This is a genomic window from Pseudomonas sp. GW822-FHT04C11 (genome assembly GCF_058800905.1).
In genome coordinates this window covers 91329-106697 of the sequence record NZ_JBXAMS010000022.1, presented here as the reverse complement: position 1 = coordinate 106697, position 15369 = coordinate 91329, and the positions used below count along the sequence as shown (strand labels likewise).

16 protein-coding genes are annotated in these 15369 nt (G+C 59.4%); 8 read left to right on the top strand and 8 right to left on the bottom strand.

What is annotated here, in order from left to right; genetic code table 11:
• A partial coding sequence (locus AC1RJ3_RS27370) for a DUF6124 family protein (protein WP_493081560.1) occupies positions 1 to 344 on the bottom strand: 344 nt, incomplete at its 3' end.
• Between the two features lie 533 nt (positions 345 to 877).
• On the opposite strand from AC1RJ3_RS27370, the gene AC1RJ3_RS27365 reads away from it, so the two are divergent.
• The 4 genes from AC1RJ3_RS27365 to AC1RJ3_RS27350 all read left to right on the top strand — a co-directional run bounded on the left by AC1RJ3_RS27365 (position 878) and on the right by AC1RJ3_RS27350 (position 5784).
• The gene (locus AC1RJ3_RS27365; RefSeq protein WP_493081558.1) at positions 878 to 1267 is read left to right on the top strand and encodes a hypothetical protein; all 390 of its coding nucleotides are present in this window, start codon (positions 878 to 880) and stop codon (positions 1265 to 1267) included.
• A 154-nt stretch (positions 1268 to 1421) separates the two neighbouring features.
• Entirely contained in the window at positions 1422 to 1904 is a 483-nt protein-coding gene (locus AC1RJ3_RS27360; RefSeq protein ID WP_493081556.1) for a cell division protein, read from the top strand.
• Entirely contained in the window at positions 1897 to 3339 is a 1443-nt protein-coding gene (locus AC1RJ3_RS27355) for a TIGR01777 family oxidoreductase (RefSeq protein ID WP_493081554.1), read from the top strand. The genes AC1RJ3_RS27360 and AC1RJ3_RS27355 overlap by 8 nt, the downstream gene beginning before the upstream one ends.
• A gap of 9 nt (positions 3340 to 3348) precedes the next feature.
• Complete coding sequence (locus tag AC1RJ3_RS27350; RefSeq protein WP_493081552.1) at positions 3349 to 5784, top strand: alpha/beta hydrolase; 2436 nt, start codon at positions 3349 to 3351, stop codon at positions 5782 to 5784.
• Positions 5785 to 5793: 9 nt separating this feature from the next.
• On the opposite strand, the gene AC1RJ3_RS27345 is transcribed toward AC1RJ3_RS27350, so the two are convergent.
• A complete protein-coding gene (locus tag AC1RJ3_RS27345; RefSeq protein ID WP_493081550.1) occupies positions 5794 to 6792 on the bottom strand; it encodes a GlxA family transcriptional regulator in 999 nt (332 codons plus the stop codon).
• A gap of 109 nt (positions 6793 to 6901) precedes the next feature.
• On the opposite strand from AC1RJ3_RS27345, the gene inhA reads away from it, so the two are divergent.
• Positions 6902 to 7582, top strand: coding sequence for an isonitrile hydratase (gene inhA / locus AC1RJ3_RS27340; protein ID WP_493081548.1), 681 nt, complete (start codon positions 6902 to 6904; stop codon positions 7580 to 7582).
• 520 nt (positions 7583 to 8102) lie between these two features.
• Here inhA and AC1RJ3_RS27335 read toward each other — a convergent pair.
• Both AC1RJ3_RS27335 and AC1RJ3_RS27330 read right to left on the bottom strand, forming a co-directional pair.
• Complete coding sequence (locus tag AC1RJ3_RS27335) at positions 8103 to 8465, bottom strand: ArsR/SmtB family transcription factor (RefSeq protein WP_493081546.1); 363 nt, start codon at positions 8463 to 8465, stop codon at positions 8103 to 8105.
• The gene (locus tag AC1RJ3_RS27330) at positions 8452 to 8910 is read right to left on the bottom strand and encodes an SRPBCC family protein (RefSeq protein WP_493081544.1); all 459 of its coding nucleotides are present in this window, start codon (positions 8908 to 8910) and stop codon (positions 8452 to 8454) included. Before AC1RJ3_RS27330 ends, AC1RJ3_RS27335 begins: the two co-directional genes overlap by 14 nt.
• A 149-nt stretch (positions 8911 to 9059) precedes the next feature.
• Here AC1RJ3_RS27330 and AC1RJ3_RS27325 point away from each other — a divergent pair, with 149 nt between their 5' ends.
• Complete coding sequence (locus tag AC1RJ3_RS27325) at positions 9060 to 9983, top strand: ADP-ribosylglycohydrolase family protein (RefSeq protein ID WP_493081542.1); 924 nt, start codon at positions 9060 to 9062, stop codon at positions 9981 to 9983.
• A 131-nt stretch (positions 9984 to 10114) separates the two neighbouring features.
• On the opposite strand, the gene AC1RJ3_RS27320 is transcribed toward AC1RJ3_RS27325, so the two are convergent.
• Together AC1RJ3_RS27320 and AC1RJ3_RS27315 are read right to left on the bottom strand one after the other, a co-directional pair.
• The gene (locus tag AC1RJ3_RS27320; RefSeq protein ID WP_054596432.1) at positions 10115 to 11341 is read right to left on the bottom strand and encodes a DUF2599 domain-containing protein; all 1227 of its coding nucleotides are present in this window, start codon (positions 11339 to 11341) and stop codon (positions 10115 to 10117) included.
• A 60-nt stretch (positions 11342 to 11401) separates the two neighbouring features.
• The gene (locus tag AC1RJ3_RS27315; RefSeq protein ID WP_493081540.1) at positions 11402 to 12766 is read right to left on the bottom strand and encodes a DUF2599 domain-containing protein; all 1365 of its coding nucleotides are present in this window, start codon (positions 12764 to 12766) and stop codon (positions 11402 to 11404) included.
• A 171-nt stretch (positions 12767 to 12937) separates the two neighbouring features.
• On the opposite strand from AC1RJ3_RS27315, the gene AC1RJ3_RS27310 reads away from it, so the two are divergent.
• On the top strand, positions 12938 to 13327 hold the full coding sequence (locus tag AC1RJ3_RS27310) for a GFA family protein (protein WP_054596431.1): 390 nt from the start codon (positions 12938 to 12940) through the stop codon (positions 13325 to 13327).
• An 81-nt stretch (positions 13328 to 13408) separates the two neighbouring features.
• On the top strand, positions 13409 to 13810 hold the full coding sequence (locus tag AC1RJ3_RS27305) for a lysozyme inhibitor LprI family protein (RefSeq protein ID WP_347927483.1): 402 nt from the start codon (positions 13409 to 13411) through the stop codon (positions 13808 to 13810).
• A 92-nt stretch (positions 13811 to 13902) separates the two neighbouring features.
• On the opposite strand, the gene peaD is transcribed toward AC1RJ3_RS27305, so the two are convergent.
• Positions 13903 to 15021 carry a quinohemoprotein amine dehydrogenase subunit beta gene (gene peaD, locus AC1RJ3_RS27300; RefSeq protein ID WP_493081537.1) on the bottom strand — a complete coding sequence of 373 codons (1119 nt, stop codon included), beginning with the start codon at positions 15019 to 15021 and terminating at the stop codon, positions 13903 to 13905.
• Positions 15022 to 15044: 23 nt separating this feature from the next.
• Entirely contained in the window at positions 15045 to 15368 is a 324-nt protein-coding gene (qhpC, locus tag AC1RJ3_RS27295) for a quinohemoprotein amine dehydrogenase subunit gamma (RefSeq protein WP_054596428.1), read from the bottom strand.
• Position 15369 lies beyond the last annotated feature (1 nt).

Sequence of the window (15369 nt, the reverse complement as noted above, 5' to 3'; positions counted from 1 at the left end):
TTATCCAGCGCCCGATTTACCAGCAACTCGCTCAGTACAATCATCTGCTGAATCGCCAACGCCACATGACGCCGCGAACCTTCCAGTTCAAAGGCCAGATCGCTGGCCAACACATTCACCGATGCCAGGGTTTCGCTGGCGTGGGCCAGCAAGGTTTCGTTATCGACATCGGGTATGACCACAAACATTTTGCCCGGCCGGGTATCGAGTTTCGGTGGCGGGGTGAACGGTGGTAAGTGGTAATCCAGCGCACGTTCGGCGGCTTCATGCAGCTTGCTGGAATCGAGGGAATCGTATGGGGAAACGCTGGGGTTTTCGGGGGGATTGGGGGTGATCTTGACCATGGGTAAAACTCCTGACATTCATGAAGCTCACCAGCATCGTGACCAAACGATGGGTGGTGGGCGGTACGCAGGTTGGTCAACCGGGAAGTCAGGCACCCGGCGCACTCGAAAGTGCCCCGCGCACAGCCCACCGCGAAGCATAACGGCAAGTGCAAAAAAAAGCGCCGACATGCTTAGGTTGGCGCTCATGCGCCTGACATTGAACAGGTGACCAAACCCGGCCGCTGAATTGGCAGCGACCCGCAAACACTAGTCCCGTGCCCTTCCTAACCACAACCTGAAAACCTCGTCGGAGAATTCCCCGGTCAACACCGCTTCTGTAGGAGCAAGGCTTGCCCGCGATGAACGAAGACGCGGTCTACCTGACGAAACGCGTTTAATGATGAATAGCCCTGCCCCCTACAAACACTAAACAACTCACCTCGCCGCACTCTGAAATATGCGGTTGCATGCCAACCATCCGCCTCATACCATCGCCCCCTCAACGGGTACAGCGGAGCTGTTCTACAAAAACCCGCATTCAAGGAACCAGAATGAGCCATCGCATCCACTGCAGCATCAAAGCACCTCCCCGCTCGGGCCTGACCCGGGATCAACTGTGGGAAGCCGACGACAAAGGCCTGATCAAATGTTGGGAAGTCGGCCGCGAACGTGCCGCCAAATTCCCCGATCTTGCAAAACGCTGCCTGGCCGGCGAACTCCCGGTGCTCGGCTGGAAAGGTGGCGTCAGCCGCAGCCTGAAGAAGCGCGATAAATTCGGCTCCCTCAAATACCTCGCCCAATGGCAAGGCCTGCGCGGTGAAGACCTGGACATCGACCTGACTCAGGAACGGTCGATGACCTGCTCCAGCACCAAAATGGTCGTGACCTTCACCCCCGACCGCTCGAAATACTTCAACCAACCGTCGGAAATGGAAGCCTAGGCGCCGACCTGATGGCCCGCCCACAAGTGGGCCAATCATCCTGATTCACGACCTTGCCCTAAAGTCCCCCCTTTGCCACGTCTCGCTTTTCAGCACTAAGCCGGGCAAAACATCGTTACACTTGCCGCCCCAAAGGACGCGATCAGGACAAGGAATGTTACCCACCTCTTCTACCCTCCGGCGCACGCTGGTGGGTTGGTTGTATGCCGCCGCCATGGCGCATCTGCTTGTCAGCGTCATGCTGACCTGGGCTGGCCACTCGGGTTTGCTCGATGGCTATCTGCAAATCATCGAACAGGGCTTCTGGGCAGACGCCGCGCCTGCTGCTGCCCGCGCACAACAGGTCTGGTGGCTGGCGTTGTTCGGCGCCACCCTGCAAAGTTACTCGCTGTACATGCTGGCGCTGTTGCACATCGGCAACCGCCTTGAAAGCCCTATGGCGTGGGGCTGGTTAATTGCCGGGATCGTGCTCTGGGCCCCTCAGGACATGCTGATTTCGATTCAGGCCAACGTCTGGTCACACTTGTGGATTGACAGCTTTGCGCTGCTCACCCTGCTGCCGCCCCTGTTCTGGCTGTATCGCCATGACCGCCGTCCTCCCCCTGTCAATGTATTGAGTGAATCCGACCATGGCTGATTTTTCCCTTCTGGACTGGGCGCTCACGCTGTTGATTGCCCAAGCTGTTCTGGGTGCGCTGGATACCCTTTATCACCACGAACTGACCGTCGCCCTGCCCTATCGCCACAGCGCACGGCTGGAGCTGTCGATCCACGCGTTGCGTTCATGTTTCTACGGCATCCTGTTTCTGGGCATGGCACACCTGGCCTTCCAGGGCACGTGGGCAATTGTCATTGCGCTGCTGTTCGCGCTGGAGATCGGCCTGACACTGTGGGACTTCGTGGTCGAGGATCGCAGCCGCAAGTTGCCGGCCATCGAGCGCATCATGCACACGGTACTGGCGGTCAATGGCGGTGCGTTCTTCGCGTTATACGGTGTGCAACTGGCGCAATGGGCAACGCTGCCTACCGCCCTGAGCCCTATCGATTTCGGCTGGCGCGGTTGGTTGCTGACGCTGTTTGCGATCGGCGTCACCGCTTCTGGTATTCGCGATGGATTGGCAGCGCTCCGCATGCAGCGCGAAGGCAAACCGGCTAACCCGTTCGCGGGGCTTGCCTATAAGCGTGTACTGGTCACCGGTGGCACCGGATTTATCGGTGAAACCCTGGTCAATCAACTGCTCGACGCCGGCCACACCGTCAGCGTGCTGGCCCGCGATCCGTTGAAAGCCGCTTACCTGTTTGACGGCCGTGCTCGCTGCCTGCGCTCGCTGAGCAAACTGGGCTACAACGAAACCTTCGATGTGGTGATCAATCTGGCGGGCGCACCGGTTGCCGGTCCGCGCTGGAGTGCCAAGCGTCAGGCGCAATTGCTGGCCAGTCGGGTCAACACCACGCAAGGGTTGATGACCTGGTTGAAGAATGCCCGACATAAACCGGCGCTGTGGGTTCAGGCCTCGGCCATCGGTTTTTACGGCGTGCGTGACGCCAGTGAAAGCCTTGATGAAAGTGCCACCAAGGGCGAGGGTTTCATGGCTGAGCTGTGCTCACGCTGGGAAGCCGCCGCGCAACCGGCCAGCGAACTCGGCGTGCGTCAGGTGGTCATGCGTCTGGGTGTGGTGTTCGGCCCGGGCGGCGCGTTGTTGCCGTTGCTGATTCCATTCCGTTTGGGTTTCGGTGGGCGCATGGGCGATGGCCAGCAGATCATGAGCTGGGTGCACCGCGACGATGTTATTCAAGTGATCGCCCGTGCATTCGACGACAACCGCCTGAGCGGCACCTACAACCTGGTCGCGCCGGATGCGGTCAGTCAGGCGGTGTTCGCCGACAGCGTCGGTAAAGTCCTGAAGCGCCCCGTGTGGCTCCACATCCCGGCGGCCCCGGTGCGTGCCCTGGCTGGCGAAATGGCGCAGTTGTTCTTCGACGGTCAACGGGTGGTGCCAAATCGCCTGACCGAGGCCGGCTATACGTTCCATTACCCGACCCTCGACGCTGCCCTGCGCGACCTGGCCTGAGGATTGTTGATGAGCAAGCCCCTTCTGTACCTGCTGGCCGGCAACGGCAGCGCTGCTGATTGGTGGGATGATGTGCTGCCGTACTTTCAGCGCTATCAGGTGGTGCCGCTGGAACTGCCAGGTTTCGGGAACAACCCTCAAGCGCCCTGCGAGGACCTCGCCGCCTACGCTCAGGCGTTGCTGGCAGCGACCGTCAAAGGCAGCGCAATCATGGCGGTCGGCGTGAATGCGTTGCTGGTATTGCATGCGCTGCAACGGCAACCGGGGCACTTTTGCAGGAGTGTTTTGCTGGCGCCGGTGGGGGCGTTTTTGTGGCAACGACGTCTGCCGGCGTTGATGTCACCACTGCCCATTCGCAAGACCATCCACTGGTTACTGGCGAACAAACCCACGCTGTTTGCGCACAAGTTTTCCAGCCAGACCTGGACACCCGCGCAGTACCGACGCATGGGCGCCGGCTATGAGCGTTGCCGGGCTTTTGTACCGCACTGGGATCTGGTGCGAGCGGACACTGCGCTGCCATTGCTGGAATGGATCAACGATCCGGTCGAGCTGGTCTGGGGCGATCAGGACAAAGTACTGGGCATCGAGCAAGCCGCTGCATGGTCGGCGATTCTGGCCCGTGCCGATTTGACCATCAGCCTGAAACCCGGATGGGGCCATTATCCATGGATCGACTCACCCGCCGAGTTCGCGCAGTGGCTGGAATCGGGTGAGCGCGGCTTCGTCGCGCACACCAAGGGCGGGCGCTTGCAACTGGCGACACTGGCCGGGCAAGCCGTTCCCCCTGCGCTGTCCCTCAATGACTGCAACGATTCACGCTTGCCGGCGTTTCTCGCCGGCCAACCGAATGCCACTTGGGCGGTGCGCTCTTCCAGCTATGGAGAGGATCAGGCCGATGCGGCGAACGCCGGTTTGAGCACCACGTTCCTGCGTGAACCAACGCACAGCGTGCCTGCGCGGATTGCCGAGTTGAGTTCGTCCGGGGTCGAAGAAGTCGTGGTGCAACGCTTCATCACTCCCCTGCTGTCCGGGATTGCCTTTGTACGTCATCTCTCGGTCGAGCTGGAATGGGTCGAGGGTCACCTCGAGTCACTGGCCGACGGCCAGGTGAGTCCGCAGCGGGCGATTGTTTCGCGGCTCGGTACCTCCTGGAGCAGCGACACATTCAAGCCATCCCATGGCTTGACCGCGAACCTGCTGTGGCGCTTTTTACAGAACGTGTTGCGGGTCTTCCACTATGTGCCCGGCGACGTCGAATGGGCCTGGGACGGTACGCAACTGTGGTTGCTGCAATACCGGCCGATCAGCGATTACGGCTGGCGTCGGCACCTGACCGCCGCCAACATCGCCGAAATCCTGCCGCCACAACCGAGCCGTCTGGTGGAGTACGCCCAACGACGTGCAGCGGCCAGTATTCCGGCGATCATGGCGCGCTGGGACCCACGCGTATTGCAGGACAACGAGCCGTTCACTGCGGTGTTCGGCGGCGCCTCCTATATCAACAACGACCTGTTTCTCGCGCGCCTGGCGGACTGGGGGATCTCCGCCAGCAGCTACGCCGGTGAAGTCGGTGGCGCGACGCCGGAGCTGCCTTGGCGGCCTCTGCGTGTATTGCGTTCGTTGCCGTTATTGCTGCGTATGCAACGCATCGCTCGCGGGCATTTGCTGACGCTGGAAAAACGATTGCAGCGCTTCGACCAGGAGCTGACAGACCTGATCGCGCAAAGCGCCGACGGCCAGCAACTCGCCGACTGGTTTACCCGGTTCTATGTGTTTGTGGTGCAGGGAAACCTGTGTATCGCCACAGCGTTGGCCAGCAGTGGTGGCGATCTGCTGGGGCGCCCACCGACGGCGTATGACGACCTTGAGCACAGCCCACATCGACTGCCATGGGAAACCGATCCGGCGACGCCACGCCCGGCACCGACCGAGCTACCGTTGCAGGCATTCCCGCGATGGTCCCGGGCCATCCACCTGGCTCATTCAGCGGGTGCGCCAGGCTTGCGCGGTTACTACCTGCAAGTGCGCGAGTGGTATCGCGACAACCTGATGCGGCTGTTCTTTCGCCTGCACCATGCCATGCCGATGGCGGATCGGGCGCACTGGTTCGGACCCCATCCGGACATTCGCACGCGTGACGGCAGCTTCTGGCAGGACGGTCGTGAAGGCACCGAGCAGGCCACGGGGTTCATGATCTATCCGGGGCAGGTCCAGGGCATTCTGGGTGACGACATTCTGCTTGAAGACACCCTGGACCCCGGACGACACGCGCACTACCAGACCGCGCGGGCAGTGATCGCACGCATGGGCGGACGCTTGTCCCACGGCTCGACCTTGCTGCGTGAATTGCGCAAACCCTCGGCGGTGCTGCCCCAGGTCGATCTGGCGTGGTTAGGCCGTGAAGTGCGGTATTGCGATGGTGAGTTGACGTTGGTGAAGTAAGCGCAAGCCTTACATCTCGCAGGTCTCTGTGGCACAGCAGTCTTCGCGCGAAAACCGCTCGCGGTACGCCTGCGGTGTCACCCCCATGGCCCGCAGGAAACTGCGGCGCAGGGTTTCTTCGCTGCCAAACCCGCATTGCACGGCGATCCGTTTGATCGGCACTCCGGTGTCACTCAGCAATCGTCGTGCGGTTTCGACGCGGATCAGTTCGATGGCCCGCGCCGGGGTCTGGCCGGTGTCGGCGCGGTAGTGTCGGATAAAGCTGCGTTCGCTCATGCCCGCTTGCAGCGCCAGCGCCGGGATGCCGAGGTCCAGAGAGAGGTTTTCGGCGATCCAGGCGTGCAGTTCATCAAAGCGATTGCCGTGCTGTTGCAGGTCCAGCGTTACGCTGAACTGTGACTGGCCACCCGGACGCTTGAGGAACACCACCAGTTGCCGGGCGACTTCCAGGGCGATCCCGCGCCCCAGATCTGCTTCCACCAGCGCCAACGCCAGGTCGATGCCGGCCGTAACCCCGGCCGAGGTCCAGACCGGGCCGTCGTTGATAAAGATCGGGTTGGGCTCGACCCGCAGTTGCGGGTGCTTTTGCGCCAGCTGATCGCAGCGGGTCCAGTGGGTGACCACGCGACGACCGTCGAGCCAGCCGCTGGCGGCCAGTAAAAACGCCCCGGTACACACCGACGCCACACGCCGGGAAACCGCAGCCTGTTGACGCACCCAGTCCACCAGCACCGCGTCTTCGGCCGCCGTGTAAACACCCCAGCCACCCGCGATGATCAGCGTGTCGGAAGGTTCGCTCGGCAACGGTTCGGCCAACAGCGCCAAGCCGGCCGAGGACATCACCGCCCCGCCGCCATCGGCAATCACCGTCGGCGCATAGGGCGGCGGTAATCCTCGCTGCGCGGCCATGTCATTGGCCGAGGCAAACACCTGCAATGGCCCGGTGACGTCGAGCAATTGCACATTGGCGAAGGCCAGCACATGAACGGTTTTCGGTGAGTTCGGCATGATTGGCGTAATTCGAGGGCTGATTGGCGTATACGCCAAATCCTACGAGCCTACAGTCAAACCGTCCACCCAATAAGGGTGTGAACACGCAGACCAAGGAGATAGCGTCATGACGTTGCAGATCGGTTTTCTGTTGTTTCCACAGGTGCAGCAACTGGACCTGACCGGACCTTACGATGTGTTGGCCTCGCTGCCGGACGTAAAGGTGCATTTGATCTGGAAGGACCTGGTCCCCGTGACGGCAAGCACCGGCCTGGTCCTGAAGCCGACCACCACGTTCGATGACTGCCCCGACCTGGATGTGATTTGCATTCCCGGAGGCAGCGGCGTCGGGCCGTTGATGGAAGATCCACAAACCCTGGCATTCATTCGCAAACACGCCGCCCAGGCACGCTACGTGACTTCGGTGTGCACCGGTGCATTGGTGCTCGGCGCGGCGGGTTTGCTCAAGGGAAAACGTGCGACGACCCACTGGGCCTATCATGAATTGCTGAGCCTGTTAGGCGCCATTCCGGTTCGGGAGCGGGTGGTACGCGACGGCAATCTGCTGACCGGTGGCGGGATCACGGCGGGGATCGATTTTGCCCTGACCCTGGCCGCTGAATTGTATGGCGATGACGTGGCGCAGCTGGTGCAACTGCAACTCGAATACGCGCCCGCACCACCCTTCAACTCGGGCGACCCGCAAAGCGCACCAAAAGCCGTGCTGGAGGAAGCTCGTCGGCGAGCTGCCGCCTCGCTCAATCAGCGCACGCTGATCACCGAGCGTGTGGCTGCACGTCTCGGTTAAGCGCTTGGTCAGGTCTGAAACAGACTTTTACAACGCCCATTAAAAAACCCGCCGAAGCGGGTTTTCCAAGACCATGACAACATCCTGTCGCTGCATTCCTTGCAAATGGTCGGTCATCCATGACCCTGAGCGCGTCCTGCGCTGCAGTTGATGGAGTCAGATTAGGCCTGAATCCACAGGCGCAAAAGACGACATACCATCGGCCGTGCGTAAGCCATTGGCTATACGTCAGGTTCAGCCCCAATGGGCCATTTCCTGCAGGCAAAAAAAAAACCCGCCGAAGCGGGTTTTCAAGACCATGACGACATCCTGTCGCTGCGATCCTTGCAAATGGTCGATCATCCATGACCCTGAGCGCGTCCTGCGCTTCAGTTGATGGGTGTAGATTACGCTTCGGATCCAATCTGAAACAGGAGACATAGCTGCTACTTCGTGTAAGACATTCGCCATTACAGCACTTCCGAAAACCCTTAGAGACCTCAGGTCTCAAGCACTTGAGGTGCGAGTTTCGGCTCGCAATTCATTGTTCGACAAAGGATTTCAGACTCACCAACGCGTGGTCCCACTGCTGGCTGATCACTTCCAGCGAGCGGCGAGCCTCGTCCAGTTGCGTCGGCTCGAAGACCCATCGGCGCTCACGCCCCCGCTTGGTGTCACGCACCAGGCCGGCGTCAGCCAGCACCCGCAGGTGTTTGGTCACGGCCTGACGGCTGATGTCGGTGCCAGCGGTCAGTTGCGCAATCGACATCGCCCCGCCGCCGCACAACACATCGATCAACCGCAGCCGGGTTTCGTCGCCGAGTGCGGCGAAGGTCAGCGCCGAGCGGCCCAGCGCAGTAGTGGCCGACGGCGTATCCAGCGTTAAGGCGTCAGGGGGTGGCAAGGTACGTCTCGATGTTGGTCATTTGTTCATCCCAGCCACGACTGTTCATGCGGAAGGCTTTCAAACGGCGTTCTTCCGGAATGTTATCGAAACCGGATTCGACGACCTTCAGCAACGTGCCGCCCTCCATGTCTTCGAGCTCGAACAGCACCAGGGTGGTAGGCTCCGACGAATAGTCCACGGTCGGGTCCACCGGATACGGATGCCAGCGAAACGCAAATACCCGCTCGGGCTCGACCCGCACCACCTGCACGTCCCAGACCAGATGTTCATAGCCCGGATAAGTGATTTGCCCCCGGGTTCGCTCACCGGCAACAAAGCGTTTGCCCTCGAGCGCGACACCAAACCACTTGCCGAAGGACTCGGCATTGGCCAGGGCGCGCCAGACGGTGGAGCGTGGAGCCTTGAGCAGGATCTTTCTTTCGATGCGATCTGATGAGTGCATAGGTCACCTCCTTTGATGAACACTAGGCCCGGATAGCTGAATGCGCAACTTTCTGGTTGCATAAAACATTCAGACAGGCTTTACCTTTCTGTCATGGCGCCTGGAAATGCTAACGTCGCCAGTGAACTGGCCCAGAACAAGGATGCTTCATGTTGCTTACCCTTTCGGAGCGTTATCGCGGCTGCCTGCTGGGGCTGGCTTGCGGCGACGCAGTCGGTACAAGCGTAGAGTTCAAACCGCGCGGGTCGTTCCCGGCGCTCACCGATATGGTAGGTGGCGGCCCGTTCAATCTGAAAGCGGGCCAGTGGACCGATGACACGTCGATGGCGCTGTGCCTGGCCGAAAGCCTGCTCACAAAAAATGGTTTTGACGCCTTCGACCAGATGGGGCGCTATCTCAATTGGTGGCAATGGGGTTACCTGAGCTCGACTGGCGACTGCTTTGATATCGGCATGACCGTGCGCGAAGCCCTGACTCATTATCAGGAAACCGGCAATCCATTCGCCGGATCGACCGATCCGTTCAGCGCAGGTAACGGTTCGCTGATGCGATTGGCACCAGTGGTGCTGTTTTACTTCCCTGCTATAGGCCATGTCAGGACGTTTTCCAGCGATAGCTCTCGAACCACTCACGCTGCGCCTGAAGCCATCGAATGCTGCCAGTTGTTCGCTGGATTGATTTGCGAAGCATTGCAGGGCGCGTCGAAATCGGATTTACGGCACTTGGGCCACGGACACTTTTCAGAACCCAAAGTCGCCGCGATTGCCAGTGGCAACTATCTCGCCAAACCAAAATCCGAGATCGTGGGTACAGGCTACTGCGTTGCCTCGTTAGAGGCGGCGCTGTGGTGTTTCCATCACACCGACAGCTTCGAAGACGCCATTCTGCAAGCCGCCAACCTGGGTGATGATGCTGACACTACCGCCGCTATTGTCGGGCAGTTGGCCGGAGCTTTTTACGGTGTAAAAGGAATCCCCAAGAGTTGGCTTGCGAAGCTGCACATGCACGATGAGATTGAAACGACAGCCGACGCATTGTTACAGGCATCAAACACCCACCACACTCACGACTGATCCGACCGCCAGGTTTTGCCGCCGGGTTCATGCGTCACCTCCTGTGATCAACACCAGGCCCCAATGGCGATTGCGCAGCCTTCAGGTTGCGCAATCGCCATTGGGGTCGATCTTCACTGCCTGTCTGCGTATCAGGTGTTGTTGCAACCCTTGGCGATGGAGTCTTCATTGGAGGTGTAAGGTCTGGAAGGTTCCAGGTTCCACTCAGGCTTGTTGCGGGCAATGTTGAAATGGCAGACCAACTGGCGGCGCATGCTGCCGATGTTGCTGTCACGGTTGTCCGGGTTGTCTTTCCAGTTCGCGTCCAGGTAGTGATCGGCAGCCAGTTCGTTGAAGAAGTTGTTGGTCTGGCCGTCCTGTACCTTTCTGCCGCAATCGGTCGGCGTCACTTCGAGGGTCATGACCTTCTTGCCAAAGCCCGGGTCGTCACGCTCAACCCAGCTTGCGCTTTGTACGTAGCGATCACAGCCGTTCTTTTCAGTCGTGGGGTAGATCACCTGCTTTTTACTGTCGTAGACAAAGGCTGCGTCTTGTTGAGGGGTTTGCGGCAATTTCATGTTGATGACCGGCAAGTGCTGCTGCACCGCCTTGTACCATTGGATCTGATTAAGCCGGGCGCCCTCCAGGCCGCTGTCTTCGGTATAGAACAGTGCAAGGATCGATGGAGATTTCGGCGGACTCTCTTCCCACTTGGCCAAGCGCAGTTCGTTCTGGGTGCCGAACGATTCGGCAGCAATCTTGCTCATCGCGCGGATGCTTTGGTAGAAGGCCGGGCCCGAGGCACTGTTGCGTTCATCACGTACGTCGAATGAGCATTGGCGTGAATGATCCCCCCTGTTCTGCTGGTAATTGGCAGCCCATTGCTCGGCAGTGGCCACGCCTTGTTCGTGACAGAATTTTTCCACGTTGCCGGGGGTTCGCCGCGAGTCGGTGCAACCTTGTTGCCCGCGATCATCGGTGGCTGCATCGATCGGGAACGAACACAACACGGCGTAATCCTGATGGTCCTTGGGGTTACCGAAGATGGTGTCGAAAATGAAGCCGCTCTTGAGCCCATAGGCCAGCTTGCGGAACTTCGAATCCTTGCGCAGATACGAGGCGGATACCCCGCCACTCGCCTGGCTTTTCGGGCTGATGCTGTAGAACTGGTAATCGGTCGAAGGCCAGGTCGCCCGAAACAGCACACCCGAACACAGAAACGCCGGTTTGGATGGCCCGCCGCAATCTTGCCGGGTGTCGTTATAGAGTTGGTTGAGACGGGTAACCGTATCGCTGCCCAAATCGGCGTGGGCCGTGGAAAAAAATGACAGGCCAGCGATGGCAACAGCGCTGGCAATGGGTGCTTTGATTCCTTTCATAGGGATCCCTCCTGGTGGTTGAAACGGGACGGCCAGTGCAGGCCGTCATGTCCTTCTCGTTCAGCGCGGGACCGGGTTGCAACCGGCCGCTTTCGCTTCACTGTCTGAAACAGTGGGCCTGAAAGGCTCCAGGTTCCACGGCGTCTTGCTGCGGTAATTGACCAGCACGCAGTTCAGTTGCTGACGCATGCTGCCGGCAGACTTTTCTTCTTCACGCCAGTTCTGGTCGCTGCCCTTCATGGCGAACAGTTCGTCGTACAACGCGCTCAATTGATTACTCGGCAGCGCCCGCCCCTCGGCGGTGGGTACGACGCTCAAGGTCCATTCATCCTTGCGGGTGCCGGGGTCATAGCGTTTGACCCAGTTGGCCGACGCGATGTACTGACGGGGCGGTGTGCTGGCGACCGGGTCAACGGGAGCGTTGGCGTTCAGTGCGATCACCTGATCGGCGGCCACGTAGCTGAAGCGCTGCTCTGGGGGCTTGGTGAAGTCCAGGCGCAGAATCGGTACTGGGTAGCCCTGGTCATTCAATTTTTTCTGGAAGTTGCGCGCACTCTTCAGACCGTCTTCCGGCTTGGGCGGCGCCTGGTCGCCTCGGGTGGCGAAGTTTTGCGTGCTGTTGACGTTGTAGATGAAGGCATCGATGTACTTCATGTTCTCGCTGCCATCGTTGGTGGCGGAAGCGTTTTTGAGCATGAACTCGTTGACTTGGGTCTTGATCGAAAACGGGTCCTTCATGGTGGTGGTTGCACGGGACTCATGCACCCGGATCATGGCATTCCAATCACTGGGTTTTTCGGCATTCCAGGAACACTGGCTGGACTGGATGGGGCCCTTTAACAGCCCGGTGTATTGCTGGCTCCACTTTTCTGCGGTGGTGACCCCGACTTCGGCACAGGTGCCGTAAGCCCACTGGGCATTCTTGTTGTTCAGCGTGCCCTGGGCGTTTCTGGGTGGCTCCTTACTGTCAAAGAAGCCGCAGCCATACCACTTGCGTTCCGGTCCGGTGCCGCCATCGAAAGCATAGATGCAGGTCCAACCCTGCTCCTTGACCGGCCGGTTCAACGCCGCCGCATCCGTTGGGGTGCGCATGATGAAACCGGCGGGATGAATCAGAATGCTGGTGCTCAGGTCCTTGCGAATCCAGGAGTAAGAGGTCGCACCGATCTTGATCGCATAAGGGCTGTAATCCCAGGGATTGAAGGGCCCGTCATTGACCATGCGCAGCGTCACGCCGCTGCAATAATAATGACCGCGCGCGGCCCCGGAATCGATTTCCTTGCAGTCGTTATTCAGCGTGTTGTAGTTGCGGTTGATTCGATTCAGGGTCTCGATAGGATCGAGGGCGGGTTGTGCGGCTATCGCCGATAACGCAAAGGTAGAAGTGAACGCCAGAATAATTGGCGCACATGCCATAGGGCGCATGCAGACCTCCTTGTCGCAGTGCTGGATGATGATTTCCAGTTTCGCAGCGTAGACCAAACCCGGCATGTGTTCCTGTCACTGGAACTTTTTAGTCGGCGCGTCTCGGACTTATCCGATCGCCCTAAAAGAAATACCCTACGCAAAGCACCACTTTTCAAAGGATGAATCAGCATGAAAACACTCCACGGCAGTTGCCTGTGCAAGGCCATCACCTATGAACTCGACAGCCTCGACATGCCGATCAGCCACTGCCATTGCCATACCTGTCGCAAGGCGCATGCGGCGGCATTCGCTTCGACGGCCGGGGTCATGCGCGAGCATTTTCGTTGGGTCAAAGGTTTGGATAAGTTGTCATCCTTCGAGTCCTCGCCCGGCAAGCTGCGGCACTTCTGTTCGCAGTGCGGCTCGCACCTGGTGGCCGAGCGTTTGGCTCAGCCGCATGTAATTGTGCGGGTGGCGACCCTTGATGATGATCCGCAGATGACGCCGCAGGCACACATCTGGACCTCTCACGATGTGCCATGGCTGGCTTATGAAGGAATGACCGAGTCTGCCGAATAACCACCGCCACGGGTTGCACAAGTGTGGCGACTGCACTTCAATCAGCCTATTCAACTCCTCGAAGACCCACGCGAGCTTTCCATGCCTCCACGTTTTTTACTGGCACTTGCGCCGCTGTTGCTGGCGCCCTTCGCTCACGCCGACGACTGCGCTAATGCCGCCGACCAACGCACGATGAGCGAGTGTGCCGCCAAGGATTACAAGAAGGCCGACACCCAGCTCAACGCCCTCTACAAGCAGATCAATGACCGCTTGAAGGACAACCTCGAGAGCAAAAAACTGCTGGTCGGTGCACAGCGTGCCTGGGTGGCGTTCCGCGATGCCGAGTGCGAGTTCTCGGCGTCCGGGGTGGCTGGCGGCAGCGTTTACCCGATGATCTACAGCAACTGCCTGGCCGGGCTGACGCTAAAACGTGTCGAGGCCTTCAAGACTTACCTCGAGTGCCAGGAAGGTGACCTGAGTTGCCCGGTTCCCGGGGTTTGATGTTCGAGCGTCTGTAAGTGCCTCTTCGCGAGCAAGCCCGATCCAGAGCGGAAGCGGGCTTGCTCGCGATAGCGTCCGTGCAGGCACCGCGATTACCGAACGAACACCTGCGCCGTGGTGATCGCCATGTCACCACCCGGCATTTTGATGCTGCCGATCTGTTGCAGGCTGTCGGCATCAAAGATCGCCACGTCGTTGAAAGTCCCGGCCAGGTAGATCTTGCTGCCGTCCTTGTTGAAGGAAATGCAGTAGTAGGAGTGATCCAGGTTTGCCGACTGCAGCAGCTTCTTCTGTTTGATGTCGTACTTGGCCAGACGATTGAGCACGCCGAACATCAGGTTCGGGTCTTTCGGCGAGCGCATGCCGCTGAAGTAGATCTCGGTCAGCGGGCCGAAATCGGTGGTTTCGGTCTTGCCGGTTTTCAGGTCGATGCTGAACAGGCCATAGAGGTTTTCGGCAGTGGCCGGGTCCTGTTTCTTGTCCTTGAATTTCGCCGTGGTGTAGAGCAGCGAAAAATCATGCCGATACGTCTGCTGGTTCCACACGTAGAGCACGTCCGGTGCGCTGTAGTTCGGACGTTTCCAGTGGCGACTGGGGATCAGCACGTCGAACTTGCCGGTCTTCACGTTGACCTTGTAGATGTCCGCACCCGCCACATACAGCGTGCCGTCATCACCGCTTTGCATGATGGTCAACTGACGCGGTGCCGGGAAACTGCGCAGCGGTTTGGCGCTCATGCCGGCATCGGTGGCGTAGACATCCAGCCGCGGCGGTTGCACTTCATAGTGATCATTGAGCATCAAGGTCGGGTTGGCGACGGTGTACAGCTCCTTGCCGTCGTGGCTGAGGGTGAACGCGAACATCGACCGCGCCTTCTCCCCCGGTTGCTGGGTGATGCTGGCATGGAACACCTGCTTGCAGCTGTCGAGTTCGACGCCGTAAATGTCCGCGTAGTGGTTGTTCAGCACGTAGGCGGTCTTGCGGTCCGGCGACAGCTGAATAGTGCCGGGGCCAAAGGCGTCCGGCAGTTTGCAGGTCTTGTACAAGCTATCGGTTTTAAGGTCGATGACGTTCAGGTTGTTCGGGTAATTGGTGGTCAGCATGTACTCGTGACCATTTTGAAGCACAGTGTTTTCATCGGCCAGAACACTGAGTGAGCAGACACTCAGGAGGGCGGAAGCGGCCAGGCCGCAGGCATTGATGCGAAGCATGCTGGAATCCTTCTTCGGTCCGATTACTTGTCTTTAGGGAACACGGTGCCCAGGTTGCGCCAGCTCTCGTTGGAAGCTTGGGCGTCCTTGTTCCAGTCTGGGTAGGTGCTCATCATGTCCGGCACTTGGGCCGGCCACCAGCAAGGGTCGGAACAGCCATAAAGGTCAGCTTCCATCGGTTGGCACAGCGACGACACACCGCCAAAGGCGTCGATTTCCCAACCCGGATCGGTGGTCGAGGCGCAGCCGGCGACGGAACTCATGGCCACCACTTCTTCGATACGGTTTTCGGCCGCGGCCTGATCGAGCTTCTGCGCTTTGTTATTGATTGCCTTGAGATGTTTCATA

Coding starts and splice junctions, on each gene's coding strand:
- AC1RJ3_RS27365 (WP_493081558.1), top strand. CDS start 878: ATGAGCCATCGCATCCACTGCAGCATCAAAGCACCTCCCCGCTCGGGC.
- AC1RJ3_RS27360 (WP_493081556.1), top strand. CDS start 1,422: ATGTTACCCACCTCTTCTACCCTCCGGCGCACGCTGGTGGGTTGGTTG.
- AC1RJ3_RS27355 (WP_493081554.1), top strand. CDS start 1,897: ATGGCTGATTTTTCCCTTCTGGACTGGGCGCTCACGCTGTTGATTGCC.
- AC1RJ3_RS27350 (WP_493081552.1), top strand. CDS start 3,349: ATGAGCAAGCCCCTTCTGTACCTGCTGGCCGGCAACGGCAGCGCTGCT.
- AC1RJ3_RS27345 (WP_493081550.1), bottom strand. CDS start 6,792: ATGCCGAACTCACCGAAAACCGTTCATGTGCTGGCCTTCGCCAATGTG.
- inhA (WP_493081548.1), top strand. CDS start 6,902: ATGACGTTGCAGATCGGTTTTCTGTTGTTTCCACAGGTGCAGCAACTG.
- AC1RJ3_RS27330 (WP_493081544.1), bottom strand. CDS start 8,910: ATGCACTCATCAGATCGCATCGAAAGAAAGATCCTGCTCAAGGCTCCA.
- AC1RJ3_RS27325 (WP_493081542.1), top strand. CDS start 9,060: ATGTTGCTTACCCTTTCGGAGCGTTATCGCGGCTGCCTGCTGGGGCTG.
- AC1RJ3_RS27320 (WP_054596432.1), bottom strand. CDS start 11,341: ATGAAAGGAATCAAAGCACCCATTGCCAGCGCTGTTGCCATCGCTGGC.
- AC1RJ3_RS27315 (WP_493081540.1), bottom strand. CDS start 12,766: ATGCGCCCTATGGCATGTGCGCCAATTATTCTGGCGTTCACTTCTACC.
- AC1RJ3_RS27310 (WP_054596431.1), top strand. CDS start 12,938: ATGAAAACACTCCACGGCAGTTGCCTGTGCAAGGCCATCACCTATGAA.
- AC1RJ3_RS27305 (WP_347927483.1), top strand. CDS start 13,409: ATGCCTCCACGTTTTTTACTGGCACTTGCGCCGCTGTTGCTGGCGCCC.
- peaD (WP_493081537.1), bottom strand. CDS start 15,021: ATGCTTCGCATCAATGCCTGCGGCCTGGCCGCTTCCGCCCTCCTGAGT.
- qhpC (WP_054596428.1), bottom strand. CDS start 15,368: ATGAAACATCTCAAGGCAATCAATAACAAAGCGCAGAAGCTCGATCAG.